The 25,056-nt window shown below is 45.1% G+C and carries 24 protein-coding genes and 2 pseudogenes; 17 read left to right on the top strand and 9 right to left on the bottom strand.

Annotated features, from left to right (window positions below; all coding sequences use genetic code 11):
* Nucleotides 1-155: pseudogene (locus tag J7545_RS23950) on the bottom strand (zinc ribbon domain-containing protein); the annotation flags it as partial.
* A 73-nt stretch (nucleotides 156-228) separates the two neighbouring features.
* On the opposite strand from J7545_RS23950, the pseudogene J7545_RS07250 reads away from it, so the two are divergent.
* A pseudogene (locus J7545_RS07250) lies at nucleotides 229-504 on the top strand (cupin domain-containing protein); the annotation flags it as partial.
* A 103-nt stretch (nucleotides 505-607) separates the two neighbouring features.
* Here J7545_RS07250 and J7545_RS07245 read toward each other — a convergent pair.
* Together J7545_RS07245 and J7545_RS07240 are read right to left on the bottom strand one after the other, a co-directional pair.
* Nucleotides 608-1,240: a YdcF family protein gene (locus J7545_RS07245; RefSeq protein ID WP_318699081.1), complete on the bottom strand. Its 633-nt coding sequence runs from the start codon at nucleotides 1,238-1,240 to the stop codon at nucleotides 608-610.
* A 146-nt stretch (nucleotides 1,241-1,386) separates the two neighbouring features.
* On the bottom strand, nucleotides 1,387-2,160 hold the full coding sequence (locus tag J7545_RS07240; protein ID WP_318719356.1) for a class III extradiol ring-cleavage dioxygenase: 774 nt from the start codon (nucleotides 2,158-2,160) through the stop codon (nucleotides 1,387-1,389).
* 73 nt (nucleotides 2,161-2,233) lie between these two features.
* On the opposite strand from J7545_RS07240, the gene J7545_RS07235 reads away from it, so the two are divergent.
* From J7545_RS07235 to J7545_RS07225, 3 genes are all read left to right on the top strand, one after another.
* Nucleotides 2,234-3,088: a Uma2 family endonuclease gene (locus tag J7545_RS07235; protein WP_318719355.1), complete on the top strand. Its 855-nt coding sequence runs from the start codon at nucleotides 2,234-2,236 to the stop codon at nucleotides 3,086-3,088.
* A gap of 265 nt (nucleotides 3,089-3,353) precedes the next feature.
* Nucleotides 3,354-3,521, top strand: a complete 168-nt coding sequence (locus J7545_RS07230) for a hypothetical protein (protein WP_318719354.1) — start codon at nucleotides 3,354-3,356, stop codon at nucleotides 3,519-3,521.
* A gap of 106 nt (nucleotides 3,522-3,627) precedes the next feature.
* Nucleotides 3,628-3,822 carry a hypothetical protein gene (locus J7545_RS07225; RefSeq protein ID WP_318699078.1) on the top strand — a complete coding sequence of 65 codons (195 nt, stop codon included), beginning with the start codon at nucleotides 3,628-3,630 and terminating at the stop codon, nucleotides 3,820-3,822.
* 168 nt (nucleotides 3,823-3,990) lie between these two features.
* Here J7545_RS07225 and argC read toward each other — a convergent pair whose 3' ends face one another.
* Nucleotides 3,991-5,052, bottom strand: coding sequence for an N-acetyl-gamma-glutamyl-phosphate reductase (gene argC / locus J7545_RS07220; RefSeq protein ID WP_318699077.1), 1,062 nt, complete (start codon nucleotides 5,050-5,052; stop codon nucleotides 3,991-3,993).
* Between the two features lie 234 nt (nucleotides 5,053-5,286).
* Nucleotides 5,287-6,657, bottom strand: coding sequence for a 23S rRNA (uracil(1939)-C(5))-methyltransferase RlmD (gene rlmD / locus J7545_RS07215; protein WP_318699076.1), 1,371 nt, complete (start codon nucleotides 6,655-6,657; stop codon nucleotides 5,287-5,289).
* 91 nt (nucleotides 6,658-6,748) lie between these two features.
* On the opposite strand from rlmD, the gene apcD reads away from it, so the two are divergent.
* Nucleotides 6,749-7,234 (top strand): allophycocyanin subunit alpha-B, encoded by a 486-nt coding sequence (gene apcD, locus J7545_RS07210; RefSeq protein ID WP_318699075.1) that lies wholly within the window; start codon nucleotides 6,749-6,751, stop codon nucleotides 7,232-7,234.
* A 71-nt stretch (nucleotides 7,235-7,305) separates the two neighbouring features.
* Here the strand turns inward: apcD and J7545_RS07205 are convergent, their stop codons facing one another.
* Nucleotides 7,306-7,692 carry a hypothetical protein gene (locus J7545_RS07205; RefSeq protein ID WP_318699074.1) on the bottom strand — a complete coding sequence of 129 codons (387 nt, stop codon included), beginning with the start codon at nucleotides 7,690-7,692 and terminating at the stop codon, nucleotides 7,306-7,308.
* 53 nt (nucleotides 7,693-7,745) lie between these two features.
* A complete protein-coding gene (locus tag J7545_RS07200) occupies nucleotides 7,746-8,171 on the bottom strand; it encodes a thiol-disulfide oxidoreductase DCC family protein (protein WP_318699073.1) in 426 nt (141 codons plus the stop codon).
* Between the two features lie 45 nt (nucleotides 8,172-8,216).
* Here J7545_RS07200 and J7545_RS07195 point away from each other — a divergent pair, with 45 nt between their 5' ends.
* Nucleotides 8,217-8,348, top strand: coding sequence for a hypothetical protein (locus J7545_RS07195; protein WP_318699072.1), 132 nt, complete (start codon nucleotides 8,217-8,219; stop codon nucleotides 8,346-8,348).
* 207 nt (nucleotides 8,349-8,555) lie between these two features.
* On the opposite strand, the gene J7545_RS07190 is transcribed toward J7545_RS07195, so the two are convergent.
* Complete coding sequence (locus tag J7545_RS07190) at nucleotides 8,556-9,272, bottom strand: Crp/Fnr family transcriptional regulator (protein ID WP_283766109.1); 717 nt, start codon at nucleotides 9,270-9,272, stop codon at nucleotides 8,556-8,558.
* A gap of 200 nt (nucleotides 9,273-9,472) precedes the next feature.
* On the opposite strand from J7545_RS07190, the gene J7545_RS07185 reads away from it, so the two are divergent.
* The 3 genes from J7545_RS07185 (at nucleotide 9,473) to leuB (ending at nucleotide 11,951) form a co-directional block, all read left to right on the top strand.
* Nucleotides 9,473-10,183, top strand: coding sequence for an NnrU family protein (locus tag J7545_RS07185; RefSeq protein WP_318719353.1), 711 nt, complete (start codon nucleotides 9,473-9,475; stop codon nucleotides 10,181-10,183).
* A 161-nt stretch (nucleotides 10,184-10,344) separates the two neighbouring features.
* Complete coding sequence (locus J7545_RS07180) at nucleotides 10,345-10,707, top strand: thioredoxin family protein (RefSeq protein ID WP_318719352.1); 363 nt, start codon at nucleotides 10,345-10,347, stop codon at nucleotides 10,705-10,707.
* Between the two features lie 161 nt (nucleotides 10,708-10,868).
* On the top strand, nucleotides 10,869-11,951 hold the full coding sequence (gene leuB / locus J7545_RS07175; protein ID WP_318719351.1) for a 3-isopropylmalate dehydrogenase: 1,083 nt from the start codon (nucleotides 10,869-10,871) through the stop codon (nucleotides 11,949-11,951).
* A 217-nt stretch (nucleotides 11,952-12,168) separates the two neighbouring features.
* Here the strand turns inward: leuB and J7545_RS07170 are convergent, their stop codons facing one another.
* Nucleotides 12,169-12,441, bottom strand: a complete 273-nt coding sequence (locus J7545_RS07170) for a hypothetical protein (RefSeq protein WP_318719350.1) — start codon at nucleotides 12,439-12,441, stop codon at nucleotides 12,169-12,171.
* Between the two features lie 141 nt (nucleotides 12,442-12,582).
* Here J7545_RS07170 and J7545_RS07165 point away from each other — a divergent pair, with 141 nt between their 5' ends.
* The 8 genes from J7545_RS07165 (at nucleotide 12,583) to J7545_RS07130 (ending at nucleotide 24,956) form a co-directional block, all read left to right on the top strand.
* A complete protein-coding gene (locus J7545_RS07165) occupies nucleotides 12,583-13,974 on the top strand; it encodes a P-loop NTPase fold protein (RefSeq protein ID WP_318719349.1) in 1,392 nt (463 codons plus the stop codon).
* Between the two features lie 94 nt (nucleotides 13,975-14,068).
* Complete coding sequence (locus tag J7545_RS07160) at nucleotides 14,069-18,757, top strand: eIF2A-related protein (protein WP_318719348.1); 4,689 nt, start codon at nucleotides 14,069-14,071, stop codon at nucleotides 18,755-18,757.
* Between the two features lie 158 nt (nucleotides 18,758-18,915).
* Nucleotides 18,916-19,665, top strand: a complete 750-nt coding sequence (locus tag J7545_RS07155; protein ID WP_318719347.1) for a Uma2 family endonuclease — start codon at nucleotides 18,916-18,918, stop codon at nucleotides 19,663-19,665.
* Between the two features lie 137 nt (nucleotides 19,666-19,802).
* Complete coding sequence (locus J7545_RS07150) at nucleotides 19,803-20,087, top strand: hypothetical protein (protein WP_318719346.1); 285 nt, start codon at nucleotides 19,803-19,805, stop codon at nucleotides 20,085-20,087.
* Between the two features lie 116 nt (nucleotides 20,088-20,203).
* A complete protein-coding gene (locus tag J7545_RS07145) occupies nucleotides 20,204-20,842 on the top strand; it encodes a COP23 domain-containing protein (RefSeq protein WP_318699098.1) in 639 nt (212 codons plus the stop codon).
* 561 nt (nucleotides 20,843-21,403) lie between these two features.
* Nucleotides 21,404-22,312 carry a serine protease gene (locus tag J7545_RS07140; protein ID WP_318699097.1) on the top strand — a complete coding sequence of 303 codons (909 nt, stop codon included), beginning with the start codon at nucleotides 21,404-21,406 and terminating at the stop codon, nucleotides 22,310-22,312.
* A gap of 169 nt (nucleotides 22,313-22,481) precedes the next feature.
* A complete protein-coding gene (locus J7545_RS07135; protein WP_318699096.1) occupies nucleotides 22,482-23,393 on the top strand; it encodes a serine protease in 912 nt (303 codons plus the stop codon).
* 135 nt (nucleotides 23,394-23,528) lie between these two features.
* Entirely contained in the window at nucleotides 23,529-24,956 is a 1,428-nt protein-coding gene (locus tag J7545_RS07130) for a hypothetical protein (protein WP_318699095.1), read from the top strand.
* Nucleotides 24,957-25,056 lie beyond the last annotated feature (100 nt).

Below are 25,056 nucleotides of genomic sequence, written 5' to 3'. Positions count from 1 at the left end.
TCCAAACAGAGGGGATTCTCTCGGGAGGCGTTACTTTCCGTCTGCCCGACGGTAGTTGATAATTGTTTGAGCGCCAATTTTAAGATATTAATTGCCGCATTTTCATCTCGGTCGGCTTCGTATCCGCAATGGGGACATTTACAGCGCTTTGCGCTGTTATGAGGGACAGTGTTGAATCCTCAAAGCTATGTACCAAAAGCCTATTCCCTATTCCCTAGCGCAAAGCGCTATATCTTAAAAGGAGAAGGATTAGCCTATTGTGACGGTAAAGTAGTCAGCATTCAAGCCGGCGATAGTTTAATGGTGCCGCCCACCGGAACTCATGTGATTGAAAACACCGGAAAAGGACGCATGTATGCCCTTTGCATCATGATTCCCAATGAAAATTTTGCTGAACTCATTCGCAGTGGAATTCCCGTAGAATTAGACGCAGAAGATTTGGAAGTGTTACGCCGTTCCGATCGCGCCCAAGCCCTAGTCAACAATTATAGCGCTTTGCGCTAGGGAATAGGGAATAGGGAATAGGGAATAGGCTTTTGGTACATAGCTTTGAGGATTCAACACTGTCCCTTATAACAGCGCAAAGCGCTGTATTAATCATTAAGTATTATAGAGCTTCAGTCTGTTTCAGATTCTGGGCACGCAGTTTATGGAACTGGGGATTAAGCGTAGCCGCAGTGCGCCCCGTTAAAGTCCATAAGATCGAGCGGCTCACATCTCTGGCAATACTAAGCGGGGATTCTCCATCATCTGAAGACGGCACTTCTATGGGCGTAAAGGTAATCCCTTGGCTCCCTAAAATAATTGTCGCGATCGCCTTTGATCGGGGCATATGAAAATCCGACGTAATCAGATACACATGGCGAATATTATCTGACTTCAAATCATCCACCAATGTCGAAAAATTAGTTACGGTATCCACCGCTTGATAATCCAAATGAACCCGTTCTTCCGGAATCCCAGCAGCCTGGAACGCTTGGCTTGCTTGTTTTCGCCCAACACCAGAAGACACCCAAATTTCCAAGGGATACTCTTGCTCGGCAGCAAATTGAGCGGTAAAGGGTTCGCGATCGTGATTTCCTCCCAACATTAAAATCGCTTCTGGTTGGGGAGATTCGCCCAGCGCCAACGTGGTTTGAAGTTTAATCCAAGCCCCTAATCCAGTCACATAAACGCCCAATAAGAGTAATAGAATAGTAACCGATTTTTTGAGATTTGCTTTGGTAAAAATGGGGGGCATGGGTCTCAATTTGCCAAACTCCTTACCTGATGTCCACTCCTTGTAAAGACACCTCAGGATAGAAAATGTTCCTCAGTGCCAAGTTTCTTCAAAAGAACAGATTCTCATCCTATTAAAACCCGCCTCATTGTCATCTTTTTCTCTATTTAAAAACCAAAGGCAGCCATACTCAAAACACCATAGGTAAAACTAGAGTGTAAGGATTTAGCTCTCACCGGTTCGCCCGCTGCTCCTAGGGTGACAAATAGAGGCAGTAGATGTTCGTCAGTGGGATGATTTTCAACGGCATAGGGAGCTAGTTGACGATAATGAATTAAGCGCTCTAAGTCTCCTTCTTGAAGCGTCTTTTCCATCCACCAATCGAAGTCTTGTACCCATAGGGGAGGTTCAGCATCGAGAGGATATTGGCCAAAATAGCTTAAATTATGAGTCATTGAGCCACTCGCAATGATTAGAATGCCTTGAGATCTTAAAGAAGAGAGCGATCGCCCAATCGCCAGATGATACGCTGGATCTCGGTGGGGTTGAATCGAGAGTTGGGTAACTGGAATCTGAGCCTCTGGAACGATACAGGATAAGGGAACCCAAGCCCCATGATCTAATCCTCGATGCTCGCTAACCTGACAAGCGATACCGTCTTGATGCAAATTCTGTACAATCTGATGGGCTAATTCAGGTGCGCCTGGAGCAGGATAAACTATTTCGGATAAAGAGGGCGGAAATCCACGAAAATCGTATATCGTTTCCGGATGGGGTACAGCACTAACGACTGGTTCAGAAGTCGTCCAGTGGGCAGAAACCACTAAAATGGCTTTAGGGGTGAGAATTTGGGAAGAGAGCGATCGCCAAAACTCGACAACAGGTAGCTGATGTAACAACACATCGGGAGCGCCATGGGAAATAAATAAACTTTCTATCATGATTCAATCCTTATATCAAACTCCGCTAGAATTAGTATAATAAACGGAGAGAAAAGCTTGAGGCTCTCATGAAATGGTACACAAAAGAGCAACCCCATTCATGGAAGAAGATTCCCTCTATCCAGAAAGTGACGGTCAGCCAGTGGGTGAAAATACAATACAATTTCGTTTAATTATGATGCTCCAAGGGGGTTTGGATGCTCTATTTAAAGACATCCCCGATGTGTTTGTAGCTGGAGATTTATTTTGGTATCCCGTGCAACTCTCCTCAGAGGAAATAGAGAATCAGGAAGAACCTTCCAGACAAGCTCCAGATGTGATGGTAGTATTTGGAGTCGAAAAAAAAGACCGTCCATCTTATATGCAGTGGGAAGAGAACAATATTGCCCCTCAAGTGGTATTTGAGATCGTATCTCCGAGTAATAGCAAGGAATCAATGGCTAAAAAATTTGAGTTTTATCAAACCCATGGAGTAGAAGAGTATTATGCTTACAACCCCAAAGGAAATAGACTAGAAGGGTGGTTAAGAAGAGGGGAAGTATTGGAGAAAATTACGCCAATGGAGGGCTGGAAAAGTCCAAGGTTAGGCGTGAGTTTTACCACCGTTTCGGGAGAGTTGCGGTTATTAACAGCTAATGGAGAGCGCTTAGGAACCTATCTGGATGTGGTGCAAGAGCGCGATCGCCAACATTTGGAAAAAGAGCGCCAACGGTTGGAAGCAGAGCGGGAGCGGCTCGATAAGGAACTTGAACGCCAAAGAGCTGATGCTGCTGAATTAGAACGCGATCTCCAACAAAAACGAGCGAATGATGCTGAAGCCGAACGCGATCTCCAACAAAAACGAGCGAATGACGCTGAAGAGGTAATTGAACACTTACGCGAGCGCTTACAGCAGTTAGGAATTGATCCCGATGAGTTGAGATCTTGAAAAATTGTCAGTTTTCCCTGATACAGCGCTTCGCGCTGTTATGGTGTACAGCCTTAAAGGCTCAAAGCCATGTACCACAACCCTATTCCCTATTCCCTATTCCCTAGCGCGAAGCGCTATATTAGTCCTGCAATCTCGTAAACCTATTTTACAAGTTTGGTCATTGACAGCCCCAATCAGTCAGACTAAATAGATAGGAAGGTTTTCAACGAAGAAGTCTCATTCGTTCAAAATTCCCCTATAACATAAGACTTCAGGATCAATCATGACTCGCAGAACATCGAATCATACCCAAGCAAAACCGAACCACTCTTCCTCCCTATGGCAAAGAACAAGTCACAGACAGGAAGGGGGGCGATCGCAGGAATTTATTTTAGACCGTAATTACATCATAGATTTGGTCAATTCCTTAGAAAGTATATCAGAAAGATAACGGATAGCGCTACCCCTAAGTCATAGGCTGGGGTGGGAATTTGTAAATTTTGGTAAACAACACGCTAAAATCCCAATAGCACCATACAGCCTATTCTTCTTGAACCATGTTCGATCAACTCACGCCGATTTTTCAGGAACTCACCCAACAACCCGTAGCGTTTTTTGGCGGATTCTGTTCGGGTCTTTTGCAACTCAACTTATCTGAAGATCCCATTAAAACCTGGCTCGATCAACAAATCAGCACTCCAGAAACCGAGACCAATAGCACTTCTGGCCCCCAATCGATTGAAATTGATTAGTATAGCAGCGAACTCATCAAGTTGGGACGGTTAATGTTTTGAGGCACTCTAGCAATAGATACTATTGCAATAGAGAGTGTCTTCACTCTCCCTCAAACCGTTACCCGTTGCTCAACAAGGGGCCCCCCAGCCCCTTGCCTGGTCTTACCTCTCCAGGAGAGATTGCTATTAGGGATAAAAGGTTAACTTGGGTAAACCCAAGGTTTCCTGCCAACCCTTGATCAGATTCAGACATTGAATAGCTTGTCCGGCTTGACCCTTAATCAGATTATCAATTGCCGACATAACAATCACCCGATTAGTGCGCGCATCCACTTCTAAGCCGAGATAACAAAGATTAGTATCACAAGCCCACTTCGTTTGTGGATAAGTTCCATTGGGCAGAACCCGCACCCAAGGGGAATTTTGATAGAATACACTGTAAATCGTGCGTATATCTTCTCGGACTAAACCAGGGTCGCGGAGAGTAGCGTAAACTGTGGCTAAAATTCCTCGTACCATAGGAATCAAGTGGGGAGTAAATTGCAACTTAACCTCATGGCCAGCTAAATCACTACACACTTGTTCGAGTTCTGGGGTATGGCGGTGACGGGTCACCCCATAGGCGGCCAGAGAACTATCTGCTTCTGCTAAAAGGAGATTGATTTTACCTTGTCTTCCCCCTCCCGATGTTCCCGACTTAGCGTCAACAATGAGGGTATCGGGTTCAATTAATCCTTGCTTGAGTAGGGGAGCGATCGCCAGTAAACTACTGGTTGTATAGCATCCTGGACAAGCTATCAGATTCGTATGGGGGATGCGATCGCGGTAGATTTCCGGTAAGCCATATACCGCCTTCGATAATACCTCATAATCAGCCCGGTCTTCACTCCCATACCAAGTCTTATAGACCTCCATATCCGTCAACCGATAATCGGCGGATAAATCTAGAACTAAACACCCTCTCTCCAGCAGTTGGGGCGCTATTTTGCACGCTAACCCATTAGGCAATCCTAAAAATACCACCTCACAGCGCGAGGCGATCGTATCAATATCAACGGGTTCCACCGTCAGATTAACTCGATGAGCCAAATGGGGGTAAATATCGCCATAGGATTTACCCGCACTACTATCACCTCCTAAATAAACCAAATCCACGTTTGGATGTTCGCACAACATCCGCACCAATTGCACACCTCCATAACCGGAAGCACCAACTATACCAACCGTTGTTCGCCCATTATCTCCCATGATGTGACCCTTACTTAAATGTTGAGTTTACGTGATTGAGTGTAGATCCTAATTTATGGTTCTAGGTGAGGCAACCATAAATGTTTAAAGGTTGGCTGCATTGTAGTACCAAAGCGGAGATTCAATTAAAAATTAAAAATAGGGACAGATTCGGAGAGGCTATCGGTGCCTATTGTGGATCTAGGTAAACCCGCCCCTTGACCTCCAAGAGAGTATCTACAGGCAATGATTTAATTATTCATTATTCACTAAAAATGCCACCGCTTCCACATGAGCCGTTTGCGGGAAAAAATCAACCGGTTGTACTCGTGTTAGACGATAGCTTCCAGACTCACAAAGAATTTGAAGATCTCGCGCTAAAGTTGCTGGTTTGCAACTCACATAAACCAGACGAGCCGGACGGAGGGTTAATAAAGTTTGCAAGACTTCAGGTTTGCAGCCTTGACGGGGTGGATCGAGTAAGACAATATCGGGTTTATGGTCTAATTGGGGTAAAAGCTCCTCAACTTTGCCCACCTGAAACGCTACATTCTCAATCTGGTTTAACTGAGCATTTTCTCTGGCTTGTTGAATCGCTTCTCCTTGGACTTCTATACCTAAAACTTGCTGCACTTGACGAGCAATAGGTAGGGTTAATGTGCCAATACCACAATAGGCATCAACAACTTGTTCTGTACCTTGTAAATTCAAATGCTCGAGGATTGTCTCTAGCAAGGCTTCAGCAGCTTCTGTATTGACCTGAAAAAAGGTGTTTGCCCCCAAATGGAAGGTTAAGCCAGCAAATTGCTCGCGCACATAGGGTTGTCCGACAATAGAAAAAGTTTGGTCTCCAAAAATGCGATTGGTTTTATGAGGATTCACATTAAGGCAAACCCCAACCACCCCAGGAAAGTGAGTTAACCAGTTCTGGCTATGAGTCGCTAAACCGGGTAACCGGCGTTTTGTGGCGACTAGGGTAATGAGAATTTCTCCCGTACGTTGACCAATGCGCAGACATAAGTGGCGCAGGAGTCCTTGGTGGTTCTTCTCATCATAGGCTGACCAGTGAGCCAGATCGAAGCTTTCTTTGAGGGTTGCCAATAGGGGATTTAAACGCTCATCCTGTACGGGACATTGGTTAAGGTTAATGAGTTTATGGGTTCCTTTTTGGTAATATCCGGCTTTGAAGATGCCGATGTCCGAGAGTTCGAGAGGATAGGAGACTTTATTGCGATAGCCAAAGGATTGAGGAGAGCCGATAATGGGAGTAACGGGAGGATCGGCCAATTTGCCAATCCGGGTTAAAGCTTCAGTGACTAGGGTTTGTTTGGCTTGTTGTTGAAAGTCGTAGCGAATATGCTGCCATTGACATCCTCCGCATTTATCCGCAACGATGCAAGCGGGACGAAGGCCATGGGGTGAAGGTTCAAGAAGTTCTTCGATCGCTCCTCTGGCAAATTGAGGTTTAACATAGAGTAACCGAACATTCAGGCGATCGCCTGGAACCGTATTCGGTACAAACACCACCCGGTTGTCTACCCGTCCCACTCCATCACCCGTATCGCTTAAGGAAGCAATCTCTATTTCTACGACTTGGCCTTGTTTCCAGTTCGATTCTGTTTTCATCTTGTTAAGGGTCTCTTCCCTTGTGTCCCACCCAATAGTTAAACTAACAGGATATTGATATTCCGTTTAGGATAGGGACTCAAACATAATCATGAGCGTTGTTACTCAAATCATTCTCAATGCAGACGAAGAACTGCGCTATCCCAGTGCAGGCGAACTGCAAAATATTCAAGCCTTCTTAACTACCGGAGAAAAACGCACTCGGATTGCGTCTACTCTCACGGAAAATGAAAAGAAGATCGTAGATAAAGCCACTCAAGAGCTATGGCGCAGACGACCCGATTTCATCGCACCTGGCGGAAATGCTGCGGGTCAACGGGAACGGAGCCAGTGTATCCGTGATTATGGCTGGTATTTGCGTCTAGTGACCTATGGAGTTCTTGATGGTAGTACCGAGACCATTGACCAGATTGGTGTTTTGGGGGCGCGGGAAATGTATAATTCCCTCGGCGTACCCTTGGCAGGTATGGCAGAAGCCATGCGCTGTTTGAAGGAAGCGTCTTTAGCTCTGTTGAGTGTGGATGAAGCTCAGGAAACCGCTCCTTATTTTGATTTTCTGATTCAAGCGATGTCTTAATTGGATTAGCTCAATCGCTCAACCCCTGTTTTCTCCCAGGAGAAGGCAGGGGTGAGTTTTAAAGAAAACCTTTAATGGGCTAACCCGGTTTCTTCTGTCAAAACTTGACAGCCTTCTAACCCTAAACTGGGTTGTTTGCGATAAGCATCTAACGGTTCCAGGACGGCAATCTTAAAATTAGTCCCAACTTTGTAAAGATAATCCACACCTGGATCGTAGTTTAAACCCACTCGCAAATTAGAAAAATCATCTTCACACAATTCAAAACCAAAGCGAACAATAATTTGGGCGACGAGGCATTCAGGAGTATGAACTGTTTCCCCCATGGTGGCGCGCTCTTGCCCAAAGGTATCTAAAAATCGTTGCAATTTGGGTAAAACTTTCTTCGGATTGCCGTTGCGACTGGCGTAGACAATTACCGGGTTACCTTCAACAATGAAGTGACAGGAGACAGCCATAGATTTACTGCGATCTAGTGTTTAAGTCCGATCCGATCATATGCTGGTCTGGGTCATTTTGCTTGACCCAATTCTGAACTGCTACTTGAACATCCTTGATCGCCACTACACCAATACAGTGTTTCTCGCTGACCAAACCACTGATAACGATGGTCGCGGATTTGTTCGTAGAGGCGATCTCCCATTACCTTAACCCCTGGTATCCCTCGATAAACCCCGATCAGCGCCTCACCTCCAGGAAATAAACGACTTATTTCCTCGGCAGCTTCGCTCCCTTGCCATCGACGCTGGGGATATTCTGTATCAATTACAATCATCCCTAATTCGCAATCTTGGGAAGTAATGCCCCATTTTACTAAGGCTTCTTCGTCTTGCATGGGACTATAGGTAAATCGTTGCCCTTGGTCAAATTGTGCCAGTACCTGAACCAAGGACGAGCATAAATTACAGTTGCCATCGTAAATAATTTGATATCGCATAATCGCTTTTCCTGTGACTATCGGGGTTATCTGACTTCAAGATGGGTGGCTCAAGCTCAAGCCAATACAGATGAATCTAAACTAGAACCCTTACTTGACTTTACCGTAGAAGAAAGTGGCGCGGCGATCGCCCTATTGGGTTGTGACTGTATTAAATCGATGAATTTGCTGCGCTAAACGCGAGGCAACCTCATGGGCATACAAGTATTTTTTAAAACTTTAGAGTCCGAGTAACCCCTGTAACTAGCCCCTGGATTAATCCTTCATCCTCAAAAGCCAACCTCAATCAGAATGATTTCCTAACCCGGAGGTGGCAAGTTGTAAAAGAGTAGAACATGGGGTTAGGAAATTCTAGATCGAGTTAGAGCGTCTCGCCCTAATCTTCTAACTGTCAGGGTTAGAAGGCGGAAGACAAATCAGATTATCATCCAACGTAATAATCAGACCTTTCGAGCGCAACTTACCCATTAAGCGAGTAACGGTTACCCTCGTAGAACCAATGGCGCTACCAATTTGGGCATGAGTGAGCGTCCAAGGCAAATAATATCCCTGTTCGCACACTTCACCATACTCTTCAATTAATAAGGTCAAAAAGCCCAACAGCCGATCGATGGTGCGGCGTTGACCCATGGTTCCCAGCCACAACAGTTTACGCTGATTTTGATAACGGAAAGCTTCCATCACTTCACGACGGAAATGGGGCCAATTATCCAAATCATGCCAATACATCCACAAAACCGTGGTTTTATCCACGTGGGCATAACTGGAAATTGTAAAGGGAGATTGGGAGACAATTTCAAACGGTTGACCGGCTCCCACGAACCCTAAAAAGGATTCATCTGGACTGAGATTATCGGGATCGTTGTTGGCACTCAACCGAGCGACTAAACTGGGTGTTTTAGTGGATGCACTAATCTGGGCGCTGACCAGCCGAACGGAACCGCGCTGTACCAGATAGAGCAAACCAGGACGGACAGGAATTTTATCATCCTTGTTAAAGGTGCGGGTGCGATAGTGATCTTGCGCCCAATCAATAATTCTCTGCCAGGTAAGAAACGGACGAGATGTTGAAGATTCGGATTCTGGAGACACTGAAAACATATGGTTAGAAATTGTGAAAGAATAACAAAGACAACCAGTGATTTGTTGCTAGATTCAAGGATACCCTGTTTCTAGTAAAAATGATCACGCTTTAGCCTGAGGCTATGGTTTCTGTTATTGGCTATCTAGTTTATCATAACGGTAGCAAAAACTACTTTTTTATGATCAAAACTTTATCGATGTAAGAAAAATGTATGGTAATGATTGATAATTGGCCATCAAGCCACTGGGTAATGGTAGGATTACTGATCGGATTTGCGATCGCTCATAGCGGACTCGCCAGCCTTAGACCTTGGGGAGAACAGAAAATTGGCGCAAGGCTGTACCGGGTAGGCTTTGCCTTAGTGAGCATTCCCTTTGCCGTGGTGTTGATTATTTACTTTTTCAACCATCGCTATGATGGAATACAACTGTGGCAAGTGCAGGGAGTGCAAGGAGTCCGATCGCTCGTTTGGATTTTGTCAGCGATTTCTTTTCTATTTTTATATCCAGCCACATTTAATTTACTCGAAATTGCAGCGATCGCCAAACCGGAAGTTCATCTCTACGAAACCGGAATTATCCGCATCACCCGACATCCCCAAATGGTTGGTCAAGTAATCTGGTGTATTGCCCATACCCTCTGGTTAGGCACAAGCTTTACCCTAATCACCTCTCTCGGCTTAATTCTCCATCATCTCTTTGCTGTCTGGAATGGGGATCGCCGTCTGTACAACCGCTATGGCAAAGCTTTTCTAGAAGCCAAAGAGCGTACTTCTGTGATGCCATTTGTGGCAATTATCCAAGGCCGTCAAACCTTAGAACTCCAAGAATTTCTCCGTCCGTCCTACCTCGGCGTACTTCTCTTTATTGCCCTCCTCTGGTGGGCCCATCCTTGGCTCATGCAAGCCACCCTTAAAGTTCCCATTTGAGTTGAGGATCGAGGGATCGGGACACACGGGGACTCAGGGACGCGATGAAATAGAAACGATTCCCTATTCCCCCAAACTGTGTTGCTCAATCCAACCCAAATCGGTGTAGCATGATCCCAAGAGCAAATATAAGAAATCCAGATACTAAGAACGGCATAATTATGGTGGTACAAATCAGTGAACGCGCCTTTAGTCACGAAGTCCTCGATGCTCAAACCCCGGTATTAGTCAACTTTTGGGCCCCCTGGTGTGGAATTTGCCGACTGCTAAACCCAGTTTTAAATCGCATCCAAACCGAATGGGGACAAACCATTAAAGTGGTTTCTATTAATGCCGATCAAAGCCTTAAACTCGCCAATGCCTACCGACTGCGAACATTGCCTACGGTAATTTTGTTCAATCAAGGTCGAGTGCAAAATCGTATTGAAGGCTTCCATAGTGCAGAAGACTTATACCGACAACTGGAAGTTAGCTTATCTGGAACCAGGGTGGCTGATGCTATTGATCTTGAAACCAGTCGCTAACTCCTTTTCTTGAGTAGAGATCGAGTGGATTCATTTTAGAATGAGACATTGCTGTAGGGGCAAACAGCCGTTTACCCCTACATTACGTATTTTTACCCTCTTATAAATAAACGAGCGCTATACTGGAAGGTTACAAGTATTAAGCAACGAAAAACCCATTTATGACTGAGCATTACCGGATTACGTTACTTCCAGGGGATGGCATTGGCCTAGAAATTACCGCTGTGATGGTGGATGTCTTGAAGACGATCGCCTCCAAGTTTAATTTAGAGTTTAAATTTCAAGAAGCGCTCATCGGTGGTGCGGCGATCGAGGCAATAGGTAGTCCCCTTCCAGAAGAAACGCTCAACACTTGTCGTCAAAGTGATGCGGTTTTGCTGGCAGCTATTGGGGGGTATAAATGGGATAATTTGCCTCGTCATCAAAGACCGGAAACCGGGCTATTGGGTCTGCGATCGGGTTTAGGGTTGTTTGCGAATCTGCGGCCAGCAACTATTTTACCCCAACTGATTGATGCTTCCACCCTGAAACGAGAAGTTGTGGAAGGGGTCGATATTATGGTCGTGCGTGAATTAACTGGTGGAGTCTATTTTGGCGAACCCAAAGGCCTTTTTGAGACCGAAACGGGACAAAAACGGGGCGTAAATACCATGGCCTATACCGAAGGTGAAATCGATCGCATTGCGAAAGTGGCGTTTGAAATTGCTCAAAAACGGAAGAGTCAACTCTGTTCTGTGGATAAAGCCAATGTTTTAGAAGTTTCGCAGCTCTGGCGCGATCGCGTGACGGCTATGGCTTCTGAGTATCCCGATATCCAACTCTCTCACCTCTATGTAGATAACGCAGCGATGCAACTGGTGAGAGCGCCCAAACAATTTGATACTATGGTTACGGGTAATTTATTTGGGGATATTCTCTCCGATGCCGCCGCCATGTTAACCGGTAGTATTGGCATGTTACCCTCGGCCAGTTTAGGCGCATCGGGCCCTGGAGTATTTGAACCCGTTCATGGATCGGCCCCTGATATTGCTGGACAAGATAAGGCGAACCCTCTCGCTCAAGTTCTCAGTGGGGCGATGATGTTACGCTATGCGTTTAACCAACCTCAAGCGGCTCTGGCGATCGAAGACGCGGTGCAAACCGTTCTCAATCAAGGCTATCGTACGGGCGACATCATGTCTGAAGGACAGAAGTTAGTCGGATGTCGGGAAATGGGAGAAGCCTTACTTAAAGCTCTATCCTGAGATTGGGATGGGGGAATGGAGAAATGAAAACCCCAACAAAAAACCAATTCTGTTTCTCCCTATCTTCCCCATCCACCCACTAGATTTCCCCCGACCTGTGTTACTCAATCCAATAAGTTTAGATAAGTAAAAACTCACTATTTCCTTGACACTCCTTTAGGTTTTAAGTGAGCCTTGCAAGTAAGACGAATATGCATAACTATCCATAATTTCTCTGTTAATAGTAAGTTATGTTTTTCTCAAGAACTTCCCCGCCTGAATGTTGAAAGAACAACTCGCAATCTTTTGGATATAACTCAAAAATATGAGTTGTTTCTGCATTACTTATCGTCACGATCTCCATGAAACCACTGCCGATCGCATTTTCCTCATTGACATAACTGCCATTGGTAGATAGGTTCGTGTGAATGGTGAAGTCATTCTCGCTCCCCTGGTAGACATTTTGCCCCGGTTTTGAATCAAGACTATGGAAATGAGGGGTGAGTCCCATAGCGATCCTCAGCGTAAAGATATGTTAGCGTTGACATGAGGCAAAGTTTTTGTCGATTCAGGATCTGAACTTAGGAGTTTTGCAAAAAACTCGATTTTTCTTCCAAAAATCCTGTGTTTTATTCAAAACCAAAAAGTTAGGATGAACATCGATTTACAAGAGTTTTTTGATGCTTGCGATCCCAGTAAAACGTTGATGATGGGCAGGATCGGCGATCGCCGCTACTATATCGATTTTAGCTCAGTGCGCGGGGGGAAAATTATTGAGGCTCTCAAACGAACCATTATTCGCTTGTCTCCCAACAAACCAACTTGTCAGCTTTTTACCGGTCATATTGGCTGTGGTAAATCAACAGAATTATCCCGCCTACAATCAGAACTCGAAGGCGACGGGTTTTATGTCATTTACTTTGAATCCACCCAAGATTTAGACGAAAATGATGTCGATATTACCGATATTCTCTTGGCGATTGCTCGTCAGGTGAGTGAAACTTTAGAACAGCAAAAAATTGAACTGCAACCCAAAGGATTTAAGTCCTTTCTCAATGAAATCTGGGATTTTTTACAAACCCCTGTCATTGTTTCTGGAGAAGCAGAAGTTCTAGGCGCAGGAGTCAAAGCCAGTACAGAAGGGGAATTTGAGGTTTCGTTGCCGGTGGGGATTGGTAAAATCACCGCTAGAGCCATGGATAGTCCCAAGTTGCGATCGCAACTGAGACAGTATCTAGAACCGCAAACTAACCGCATCTTACAATTCATCAATGATGAAGTCCTGAGTGTGGCGATCTCCCAACTCAAACACCGGGGATATAAAGGTCTGGTCGTCATTATTGACAATCTTGACCGGGTGGAAAACCGGGAAATTTCCACGTCCGGCCGACTGCTCCCTGAATACCTGTTTGTCGATCGCGGCGAACAACTGCGAAAACTCAACTGCCATTTAGTCTACACCCTCCCCCTTTCCCTCGTCTTCTCCAATGACTGTGAAACCCTAAAAAACCGCCTGGGGGGAGGACTCGATCCCAAAGTCTTACCCATGGTTCCCGTCTGTAACCGAGATGGAACTGTATGCACCAGTGGTATGGAATTACTGCGGCAAATGGTACTTGCTAGAGCTTTTCCCGATGTTTTCCCTCAACATCGCCTAGAACTCGTCACCCAAATCTTTGAAGAACCGGCAAGCCTTGATCGCCTCTGTTGGGTAAGTGGAGGTCATGCGAGGAACTTATTGGGGATTTTGTATCGCTGTATCCAAGAAGAAGACCCTCCGATTAGTAATATAGTTCTCGAACGGGCCATTCGCGAAGCCCGCGATCGCCTACTTTTAGCCGTTGACGATCATGAATGGGAGTTACTCTTTCAAGTGGTTCAAGAACAAAATCTCAAAGGAGAACGGGAATATCAAACCCTCCTGCGCAGTTTATTTGTATTTGAATATCAAGATCATCGCGGTCGCTGGTTTGGACTCAATCCCCTCTTAGCAGAAACCCAACGCTTTAAGCAATGGCAAGCTCAAGAAGCCAGCAGAATTTAAGACAAAGACAACGGGTTAAGAGGTAAGGGGAAGATATCCGTCGTAGGACGATGAAAGAAAAATGGTATCAGACTTAGATTGAAAATAGCAGTTAATGCAGGATACACCAGAACTAGAAAATGAGCGATCGCTCAAAACCCTAGCTCGTACCTTAAAATTACGGCGCGGCAAATTTACTCTGATCCAAGCTTCCTGTAATTCCGTCAGCTTACGCACCCAACTCTTACATCGGCTCACCCAAGAATATCAGGTTAACACTCTTAGTATTACCCTCCCCCAACATGCCACCGGGTTTCATACCGCTGTTCTGAAAGCCATTGAAGGACAATCTCCCGATGCCTTAATGATTTTAGGTCTAGAATCAGTCAGCTCAATTTCTGAGCTGCTGATTTCGGCCAATCAAAAACGGGATCAAATTCGCCAAAGCTTTGTCTTTCCCATTGTCCTCTGGGTAACCGATGGTATTTTACGTCATCTAGGCAGATTAGCCTCAGATATCAACAGTTGGAATCCGCCACCCATTCGCTTCACAATTTCTGACGCAGATATCCTCAAGTTTTTATCTGAAGAATCCCATACTTTATTTGAGTCATTACATTATCCAACCTCCTATTGCTCTTCCTCCATACATCACCTCGATTTAGACTTACTCAGTAAAGAGATTCAACGCATTTATCCTAAACTAACACTGGAATTGCAAGCAAAATTTGAGTTTATGCTCGCTCAACTTCAGTGTTCCAAAGCTCAATTCGATCGGGCTATTGATACCCTATGCAAAAGTCTCAAGTCTTGGCATCAATTATCGAATATTAGAGCACAAGGGTTTGTCTTATTTAATTTGGGATTAGTCTATTTAGAAAAATCTAAAGTCAAAGAATCGAAGGAGAAAGGCTCTAATCATCAATTATCCCAAGAATATTTTCACCAAGCTTTGGACTGTTTTAAGACAGTAAATCAGCCAGACTTGATGGGAGTAGTTCTAAGCTACTTGCAAACCATTTTACAGAATTCAGAGAACTGGGAAAATCTCAAATCTATTACTGAAAAAGCTCTGAGCATTCATCAATTCTATGGATCGAGCCTACAACTTGCTCAAGATTATGGCTATTTAGCACAAGTCGCCTTAGAAAATCACTATTGGAAAGAAACAAAACTTCTTGCGCAACAAGCGATTCAGAGATTAGAATCCAATCCTAATCCAGGAGACACTCTCAAAAATGAGCTGTCTAGATTTTATTTTTTAAGGGCAAAAGCAGAAATTCAATTACAAGAATTTCAAGGGGCGATTACTCGGCTCGAAGCAGCGAGAAAAAATTGCATTCCAAAATCATCTACCCAGCTTTACAGTGAGATTTTGGAGGAATCAATAAAACTCTATTGGCAGGATAAAAATTACTTAAAATCTTTTAGTTTTAAGATAGAAAAGCGCTCCATTGAAGCCCAATATGGTTTGCGGTCTTTTATGGGGGTGGGTAGATTTCCTAAGCCGAAAAGAATCACCCATTTAGATATTACCTCACACAATACCAAAACAACACGCGAAATTGTATCGGCTTCTGGAAGACAAGAAGATATTGATAACTTGTTGACCCGGATGGAACGACGAGACCGTAAACTTACGGTAATTTATGGCCCCTCTGGAGTTGGCAAAAGTTCTTTACTACAAGCGGGTTTAGTGACGGCCCTCAAACTGAGTTCTTTTGAAGGGAATAATTACTTCCCGATTTTAATTCAAGTTTATCATCATTGGCAAGAAGATTTTAGTCTTCAAATTAGAGCCATTAGCCCTACTTGCAGCGCTATTTTACAGCGACTTGAGGAAATGACTCAACACTATCAAATTCCAGTTTTATTGTTCGATCAATTAGAGGAATTCTTCCTGCATTATTCCGATCGCAATAAAAGGCAAGAATTTTATGATTTTATCCAAGCTTGTCTGAGGATTTCCTATGTAAAAATTGTACTTTCTATTCGAGAAGATTATCTCTATTATCTCTTGGAATTAACTCGATATACTGATTTGGGGGAATTAGATAAAAATTATGAAGATATTTTATATTACCTGGGTAATTTTTCACCTCCAGAAGCAAAGGCGATTATTGAGTATCTTACCAATCGCTCTTCCACTCCCTTAGAGCCATCCTTAATCGATCGGCTGGTTGAAGACTTAACCACAGAACAAGAAGAAATTCGCCCGATTGAACTGCAACTGATCGGCGCTCAACTGGAAAATCAAGGCATTATCACCTTGCGTGATTATCAAAGGCTCGGTAGTAATCCCAAAGAAGTATTAATCGATATCTACTTAGATGAAGTGGTGCGCGATTGCGGCCCGGAACAAGAGGCGATCGCCGAATTAGTGTTATACCTGTTAACGGATGATGACAATACCCGTCCCCTAAAAACTCAAGCTAGCTTAGAAAAAGCCTTAGAGCAAAAAGGCGATCGCCTCAACTTAGTCTTAGAAATCTTTGTCAAATCCGGTTTAGTCCTCCATCTATCTGGAGAACTCGACAATCATTATCAATTGGTTCACGATTATTTAGTCCCCTTTATTCGCCATAAAAAAGGAGCGCAACTGCTAGCCGATCTAGAACAGGAGAGACAACAACGGCAAAAAAGCGATCGCCGCTTCCTCCTTGGAATGCGAACCGCAACCATCATTTCCCTGATCCTCACCGGACTCGCCATGCTCTTTGCTGGAACTGCCAATTACCAACAACAACAAGCCTTCAAACAACGTCAGATTGCCGAAAATAACGCCATCTCTGCCCTAGAACAAAGTATCATCGCCCAATCCACCACCGCCAGAACCTTAATGCGATCGACTTCTGGACAACAACTCGAAGCCCTCGTCACTGCCCTAGAAGCAGCCGCCCAACTGCGCCAGCATCCCCGCTTAAAATCAGGCAACGTTACTCATCACGTCATCAATAGTCTCGCCAACGCTATCTACAACCTCAAAGAATTCAATCGCTTAGAGACCCAAAGCATTATTTATCATGTCAACTTTAGTCCTAATGGCCAATTCATTGCCACGGCTCAAAATAATGGTGCAGTCAAAATTTGGCAGCAAGATGGTACTCTATTAACCACTCTCAAAGGTCATCAAGACCGAGTTTATTGGGTCAGTTTTAGTCCGGATGGTAAATGGATGGCTTCTGCCAGCATTGATCGCACGATTAAACTTTGGGATCTGGCTAACTTTTCTGCAATTAAAACGTTCCACGGACACCAAGACCGCATATATAACGTAACCTTTAGTCTGAATAGTCAATTCATTGCCTCTAGCAGTCGGGATGGAACCGTTAAACTTTGGAATTTAGAGGGTAAAACCCTCCTCACTTATCGTCGTCATCGAGATTCTGTAGAATCGATTAGCTTTAGTCCGGATGGACAATTACTCGCCTCTGCCAGCAACGATCGTACGGTAAAAGTTTGGACAATAACGGGCAAACACCGCCTTACTTATCGAGGTCATCAAAGTGCTGTAACGTTCGTGCAGTTTAGTCCGGATGGCAAATTTCTCGCTTCTGCTGATGCAAATGGATTGATTAAACTCTGGAATTTGCACGGTCAAGAGATTGCCACTCTCAAAGGCCATCGGGATACAGTTTTAGGATTGAGTTTTAGTCCTGACGATCAAATTTTGGCTTCTGGAAGTCGAGATAAAAACATCATTATATGGAATATGAAAGGAGAAGTTATTTCTACTATTTCTGGTCATAATGATTGGGTCAATAGTGTCATGTTTAGTCCTGACAGCCAAACCCTCGCCTCAGCGAGTGCCGATGGTATGGTGAAGTTATGGAAACTTCAGGGGAGTGACTCAAGAATTTTTAAGGGTCATCAAGATAAAGTCTATACCGCTCAATTTACTCCCGATCTCCAGTCCATCATCTCCAGCAGTGCTGATGGCAGTATCCGGTTATGGAGTGTCCAAGAAGGAAAGGAATTGGCCACCTTAGTGCAAGAGCAAGAGAGAATCTATGGACTTGATGTGAGTCCAGATGGGCAGAGGATCGTTTATGGCAGTCGAGATGGAACCGTAAGATGGCGATCGCTCCACGATAGTACCACTCGTACCTTCAGAGGTCATCAGGAGATGGTACTTGATGTCGATTTTAGTCCAGATGGTCAAACTATTGCCTCTGCCAGCTTAGATCGAACTGTCAAATTATGGGATCTAAACGGAAAAAATATTGCTACCTTTTCGGGTCATAGTGAGGGCGTACAAGCGGTTCATTTTAGTCCAAATGGGCAATTGATTGCTTCTGCCGGAAATGAAAATCTGATTAAAATTTGGACATTAGATGGCTCGGAATTGGCAACATTTAGAGGTCATAAAAGTACGATTTTCAGTGTCAGTTTTAGTCCCGATGGCAATTTGCTAGCCTCCGGAAGTCGAGATAAAACTGTGAAACTTTGGAAATTAGATGGGACATTAGTCAATACATTTGAAAATCATACCGCTCCAGTGATTAGCGTCAGCTTCAGTCCTGATGGTCAAATGATTGCTTCTGCCAGTGATGATAAAACTGTAAAAATTTCCCGACTTAATGGAGAAGAAATCATGACATTAGAAGGCCATACGGATTGGCTCAATGAGGTTAGTTTTAGCCCTGATGGTCAATGGATTGCCTCTGCAAGTCATGATGGTACCGTTAGACTTTGGCGGTTTAATTATGATTTAGACTATTGGTTCGATCGCGGCTGTGCCTGGCTAAAAGATTATTTGCACCATCAGCATTCCCGCTCTGCTGCTTTGTGTGAAAATCCCTGAGCCATGTAGTGAATTGGCGATCGCGATATTGTCCCCCATAAATTCTGATAGCCCGAAATATTCTAGAATTATCTCATTCTGCGCGTCCCCGCGTCTCCCTATTCCCCATCCAAACCTGATAAAATAATCAACATTGACCCTTCCCAGTACTAGAAAGTATGTTAGCCACTTCCTCAGCCTACAAAATTACTTGGGAAAAACTACCGGACGACTTCCAACTCCCTGACGATCCTGTGGATAATATTCATCAACCCGCCCTAGCTGCTGCCCTAACTGAGAGTTTAGACCAAGCGGGAAAATTACCTGAAAGTGCCCTAACGCCAACCAACTATGGCATCTGTGCTACTGTCAATGGCAAAATGGTGGTTAAAGCTCCTGATTGGGCTTATATCCCCCAAATCCGAGTTGAGCGTCCAGAGGTGATCCGCAGTTATACCCCAAACTTACAAGGCGATCGACCTGTTCTTGTCCTAGAATTTTTATCGGATACTGACGGGGGGGAATATTCGATAAAATCCACCTATCCCCCAGGTAAGTATTTCTATTACGAGCAAATCTTGCAAGTGCCCAACTACGGCATTTTTGACCCAAAAACGGGAGAATTAGAACTCTATTGTTTGGGCAACCAGCAACGCTACGATCTGAAGTCACCTAATCTAGAAGGGCGATTTTGGATACCAGAAATGGGTTTATATCTAGGAGTGTGGCAAGGGTGTCGAGAAAACTTAGAGAGCTATTGGCTACGTTGGTGGGATGAACAGGACAATCTCTTGCTGTGGGGGACAGAAAAAGTGGAGCAAGAACGGCAACGGGCTGATGCTGAACGACAACGAGCCGATTCTGAACGATCGCGAGCCGATCGCCTAGCCGCCCAATTACGAGCCGCCGGTCTTGAAATTAATGAGTAATGAATAATTGACAAAACGCAATAAAACGTTACTGAAAATCGAATTAACATTAAAATTTATAACAACTTTCTGCCAATTTGCATAAAGTCACCCGGATTTTTCAGAGAGATCTATAGAAGATCTCAAATTCGGGATGAATGAATACCAAACAATTGCTACGGGTTGCAGATACCAAACTTTATCGCCAAACAGAGCAACACCTGACAGATATCGAGCGACAGGTGTTAATGAGCTGCCTACAGGGAATCTCTTATAGAGAAATGAGTAAAGAGATACCGAGAAGTCAGGAGCAACTGAAGCGGGTTGGCGCTCAGTTGTGGAAAAGGTTATCTCTGGTTTTTGGAGAAGAGATTCAGAAAAATAACATTCGCGGCACCCTAGAGCGCTACTTGGAAGATCGCGAGGCTAAGGACAGTTCTTGAGAGGATTTTAACTTTTTGTTAAGTTGCACCGAACGCTACTAAATACTACCAAATTATACTTACAAATAAAGCATAGAAATTTACAATAGATTTATGTTTTTAGGAGAAATAAGGAGATGAAAAAGTTATCTGTAATACAAATCCTGACGGCGGGCGCGATCGCCCTCTCGACAGCAATGATTGGCACTCAATCTCACGGACAACCCGCTCCTGGACAGTCTGGCTTCTGGTGTGCCACCTCTTCCGGAGCGCCTGCAACCCTCTACCAAAATCGGCAGGGAGGCGTTGAACCTTGGATCTATTGGACTTCTGATGCCTTCTCCGGTTCCGGGTATACTCCTGAGCGTCGCTGTCAGGAAGTCAGTTCTCGTCTGGAAACCTATCGTCGCAATCGCCAATTGCAATTTATTACGGTGGGACGGATGAATAATCAGAATGTGATTTGCACTGCCAGTCAGGTGAATGGACGGTGTGAAAACCTGATTTACACCCTGAAAGCAGGTCAAGATCCGATCGCCACTCTCTACAATTTCTTGGCATGGCGCGAAGGGCAAGCGGCTACCCCATCCTTGTTTGAGAGTACCCAACCTTCGGCTCCCTATATTGATCTGCGCGATCGCCTGGGCGATGATAGCGCTCCTGCGGCTCCGGTTACCCAACCCTCTAACCCCGTTGCTCCGAGTCCCCAACCGGTTGCCCCTGCTCAACCGGTGGCTCCCCCTCCGAGTAATTCGGGTGGAATGCGGGAATTGTAGGGCCGCATTTTTTGCCCTCTCCCTAAATCCCTCTCCCACTGGGAGAGGGACTTTCTCCCCTTCTCCCGTGGGAGAAGGGGCTGGGGGATGAGGGCAGGGCGGGTTTACAGAATTGATCGGTGGGTATCACAGATTTGGGTATAACCCGCCCCTACGGGGTTTGGCGGGTTGTAGGGGCGGGTTAACCAACCATTTAGGAATCCTACCGATCGCCTTTGTGAACCCGCCCAACCCCATGGGGCGATCGGTGAGATGGAGGTGGGTTTACATCATTGATTTGTGGGTATCACAGATTTGGGGTTAACCCGCCCCTACGGGGTTTGGTGGGTTGTAGGGGCGGGTTAACCAACCATTTAGGAATCCCACCGATAACCGTTGTAAACCCGCCCAACCCGATGTCAAAATCATCATAATTCCGTGGGAGATAGGTCTGGTGGGGGCGGGTTTACATCATTGATTTGTGGGTATCGTAGATTTGGGGTTAACCCGCCCCTACGGGGTTATGGGTTTTGTGGGGAAGGGTTTACGGGGTTGATGTTATGGACAATGGGATGGGCACAAATGAAGAATCGACGTAGGTTTTTGTCTCTGGTGGGCACAGGTACGATCGCCGCTTTGGGAGCGATCGCCAGCTCAAAGTTAATGGCATCCGTGACAGCACAGGAGATTACCCCGGTTCCCATAGATGTGGAGCAATTAGCGCGATTGACCTCCGTCCGGATTTTAACCTCGCGATCGTCAGGTTCCGGTATTCTGGTGCAGCGCCAGGGCAATATTTATACCCTGTTGACCAACTGGCATGTGTTTGCCTTTAGCGATCGCCCCTCGATTCTCACCGTAGATGGACAGCAATACCCTCTACTGGAGGCTCCCCAACAATTGGGCGGTGCAGATACAGCGCTTTGCGCTGCTATGAGGGACAGTATTGAATCCTTAAAGCCATATACCACAACCCTATTCCCTATTCCCTATTACCTATTCCCTAGCGCAAAGCGCTATATGGCGATCGCTCGGTTTTCCAGTCGCTTGCCCTATGAAGTTGCGCCCTTGAGTCCCTATCCAGCCACCGTCGGAGAACCCGTTTATGCCGCCGGATTTCCCATGTATCACTGGGGAACCGTGCAACCCACCTTCGATTTAGGGGTACGAGCTTTTCGGTTGACTTGGGGGACTGTTTCCCTGGTACTGAATAAATCTCTCGCTCAAGGGTATCGTTTGGGCTATACCAACCGCATCGAGTCGGGCATGAGTGGCGGCCCGATTTTTAGCGATCGCGGTTTATTGCTGGGTATCAACGGCCGTTTAGCCAATCGCGATCCCGGCTTCGGGGTCTATATTTTCGAGGACGGAACCGCCCCATCTCCAGCCTTGTTAGAACAAATATTACAAGCCAGTTGGGGCATCCCCATCGATACCTATCGTGCCACCCGTCCCTATCCCAGGCAAAGACCTCAACCCCTCTATTGGTGAACACGTGCCAAAAATCCGGTATACCATCCGTAGGGGCGGGTTATACCCAAATCTAGGACACTCACCAATCAATGTCCTAAACCCGCCCCCCACCCAAAATCCCGGTATACCATCCCCTCCGACCACCGAAAAACCAAACCAAATGACCTCATATTATGGAGAAAGCATCATGAGAACCTACCAACAGCTTCAGGCTATTTTAGGCGGAGGGGCGATCGCCAGCGCCCTAGTCATCGCCATCCCTCAACCTTCCGTCGCTCTCACCGGACGCGAAGTCAACAACATCGCCAGAGAAATCACCGTTCTAATTCGTAGCGAACAATCCCACGGATCGCGATTCATCATCGCTCGCAACGGTAATACCTACTCCGTTCTCACCGCCCATCATGTCGTTGCTCGGCAGGGTGAATATGGTTTAATTACTTCCGATCAACAGGCCTATGAAATTGACTATAGCAAGGTTCAAAAACTCCCTGATGTGGATTTAGCCGTCATTGAATTTACCAGCGACAAAGAGTATCAAGTCGCCAAACTGGGGACAGCCGAAACCTCAGAAGGTCAAGATGTTTTTGTTTCCGGTTGGCCAAAGCCAGGAGCTTCCGGACAACAAACAGGAGGAACTACTCGCCAATTTACAGATGGTCGTATTTCTGGCTACTTATCCCAAGCTTATTTAGGGTATAGCATGACCTATACCAATGTCACTCGCGGCGGTATGAGTGGAGGCCCGGTTTTAGACGCTGCCGGTCGTGTTGTCGGCATTCATGGTATGGGGGAGAAAGAGGATATAGAATCCTTACAAGAGGCAGGATTCAGCCAGGAAGCATTGACCGTAGCAGGACATATTAAAACTGGCTTCAACTATGCCATTCCCGTCAGTACCTTCTTGCGTCTTGCCCCCCAAGCAGGCATTTATCTCAGCGTCCAAGTAGACAACTCCCCCGCACCCGAACTCGGTGAAGTGTACGTCGCTCAACCCCCAGATGAGCGAGACACCATCGATGATGTAAACCGCACATTCGACACCATTAATCGAGGTATTGGTGTATTCAGGGGAATTCGAGGCATTATCGGCCGCTAATCCCCATCCATCCCGTAGGGGCGGGTTATACCCAAATCTAGGAAACCTAACCCAAATCTCCCTAAACCCGCCCTCACCCCACCAATAAACCCCAAAAATCAATCAACACCATCCCTTATTATCGAGGACAAAATCATGTCTAAACACCGTTGGTTCATATTAGGAATACTCAGCTTTTTCGGGTTCATTTTCGCCCATGGCAGTTGGATTAATCGCCTATTAGCGGTTATCCTCTGCGGACTTTTAGGCGCTGACTCCGGGCTATGCATGGCGACAGTAGCCAAGTATTCTGGAAAAACCGTTGCCGCAACCCCTGCCATGGTTCAGGAAATTCTTTTAGCCCAGCGCTCCAGGGAATTTGATACTCCTCCCGTTGCACCCCCTCCTGGGAATAGTCAACCTGTACCAGCATTTCCACAGGATGCCGGGCCGGATTATACAGCGCTTTGCGCTGTTATGAGGGACAGTGTTGAATCCTCAAAGCTATGTACCAAAAGCCTATTCCCTATTCCCTATTCCCTATTCCCTAGCGCAAAGCGCTATATTCGACCAGATTTTGGCGAGACTCAATCAATTCAATCTTCTGGAGACTTGACTTTTGTTAGTCATACTATTATTGGTTCTGATAGGCGGAAAATTGTTTTTCAGTCTCCGTCTACAGGTCTTGAAGAAGTTTACATTACTACATCTCCTAATTCAGCAGAATTTAAAATTTTGGAAATTTGGCTAAATAATATTCCAAATATTAGCGATACCAGGGGTAAAAACATAAAAATATACTTTGATGATTCTTATCTGGCTAAAGCAGAATTAGCTGACAAGACGATAGTTCTTATTAGACAAGACTCAGTTATGGTTACTTTGCCTAATGGACAAACAGAGAATATTCCAATATCTCAATCCCAATCTACAAACCAGAGTAATTCGGATAAGATTAACTATATAGCTCATGTTAAACAAAACATGGAAGAATGTGTCGACAAATACATTAAACAGGATGAAATTGTCGAAAATAATGTAAGGTTAGCTTACCAGGGCATTTTAATTGCTGCTGGAACTTTCCTTGGATTATCTACTGGTGGAACTGCAAGAGTTCTAATTGCCAGCGCTTTTGGTTTTCTCTCAGCCGCTTTTAATACATGGCTGGACAATGCTAAAATAGAAAGTAATTATGATAATTATCGACTTAATAAAGCCCGAAAATTTTGTCAAGCTGAAGCGGATAATCAAAATAGAAGCCAAACAGCAAACGCAGCACAGCACCCATCAATGAAAGCGACAGCTACACCAAACAAAGTACAAGTTAATGAGGAATCTATTATTGAAGTAACTTTTACAGAACCTGCTTGTGATGCTACTGCTGTAACAATTGTAAATCCTCATTTCCAAAGTGCGACAACAGAACTTTCTGGTGAATCAGCTTGTGGTGGTACTGTAAGATTTCGCGCTCGACATTCTGAAAATAGGGGTTATGGATGTACGACAGACACTTATCGTTTCAGAGTGAGGATTAAGGGTAGCAGTAATATAGCAAAGAAAGGGAGCGTTAGGACAGTATCTTAAAAGCTTCTATGATGGCATCATAAAGGGATTCACACTGGTTCTTGAGTTTTCCCACCTCCTTCTTCAGCCGCTCCCAAAAGTGTTCAATTTTATTCAAATC

The organism is Roseofilum sp. SBFL (genome assembly GCF_017746885.1).
In the GTDB taxonomy this organism is placed as follows: domain Bacteria; phylum Cyanobacteriota; class Cyanobacteriia; order Cyanobacteriales; family Desertifilaceae; genus Roseofilum.
This window is presented reverse-complemented; position numbering and strand designations above follow the sequence as displayed.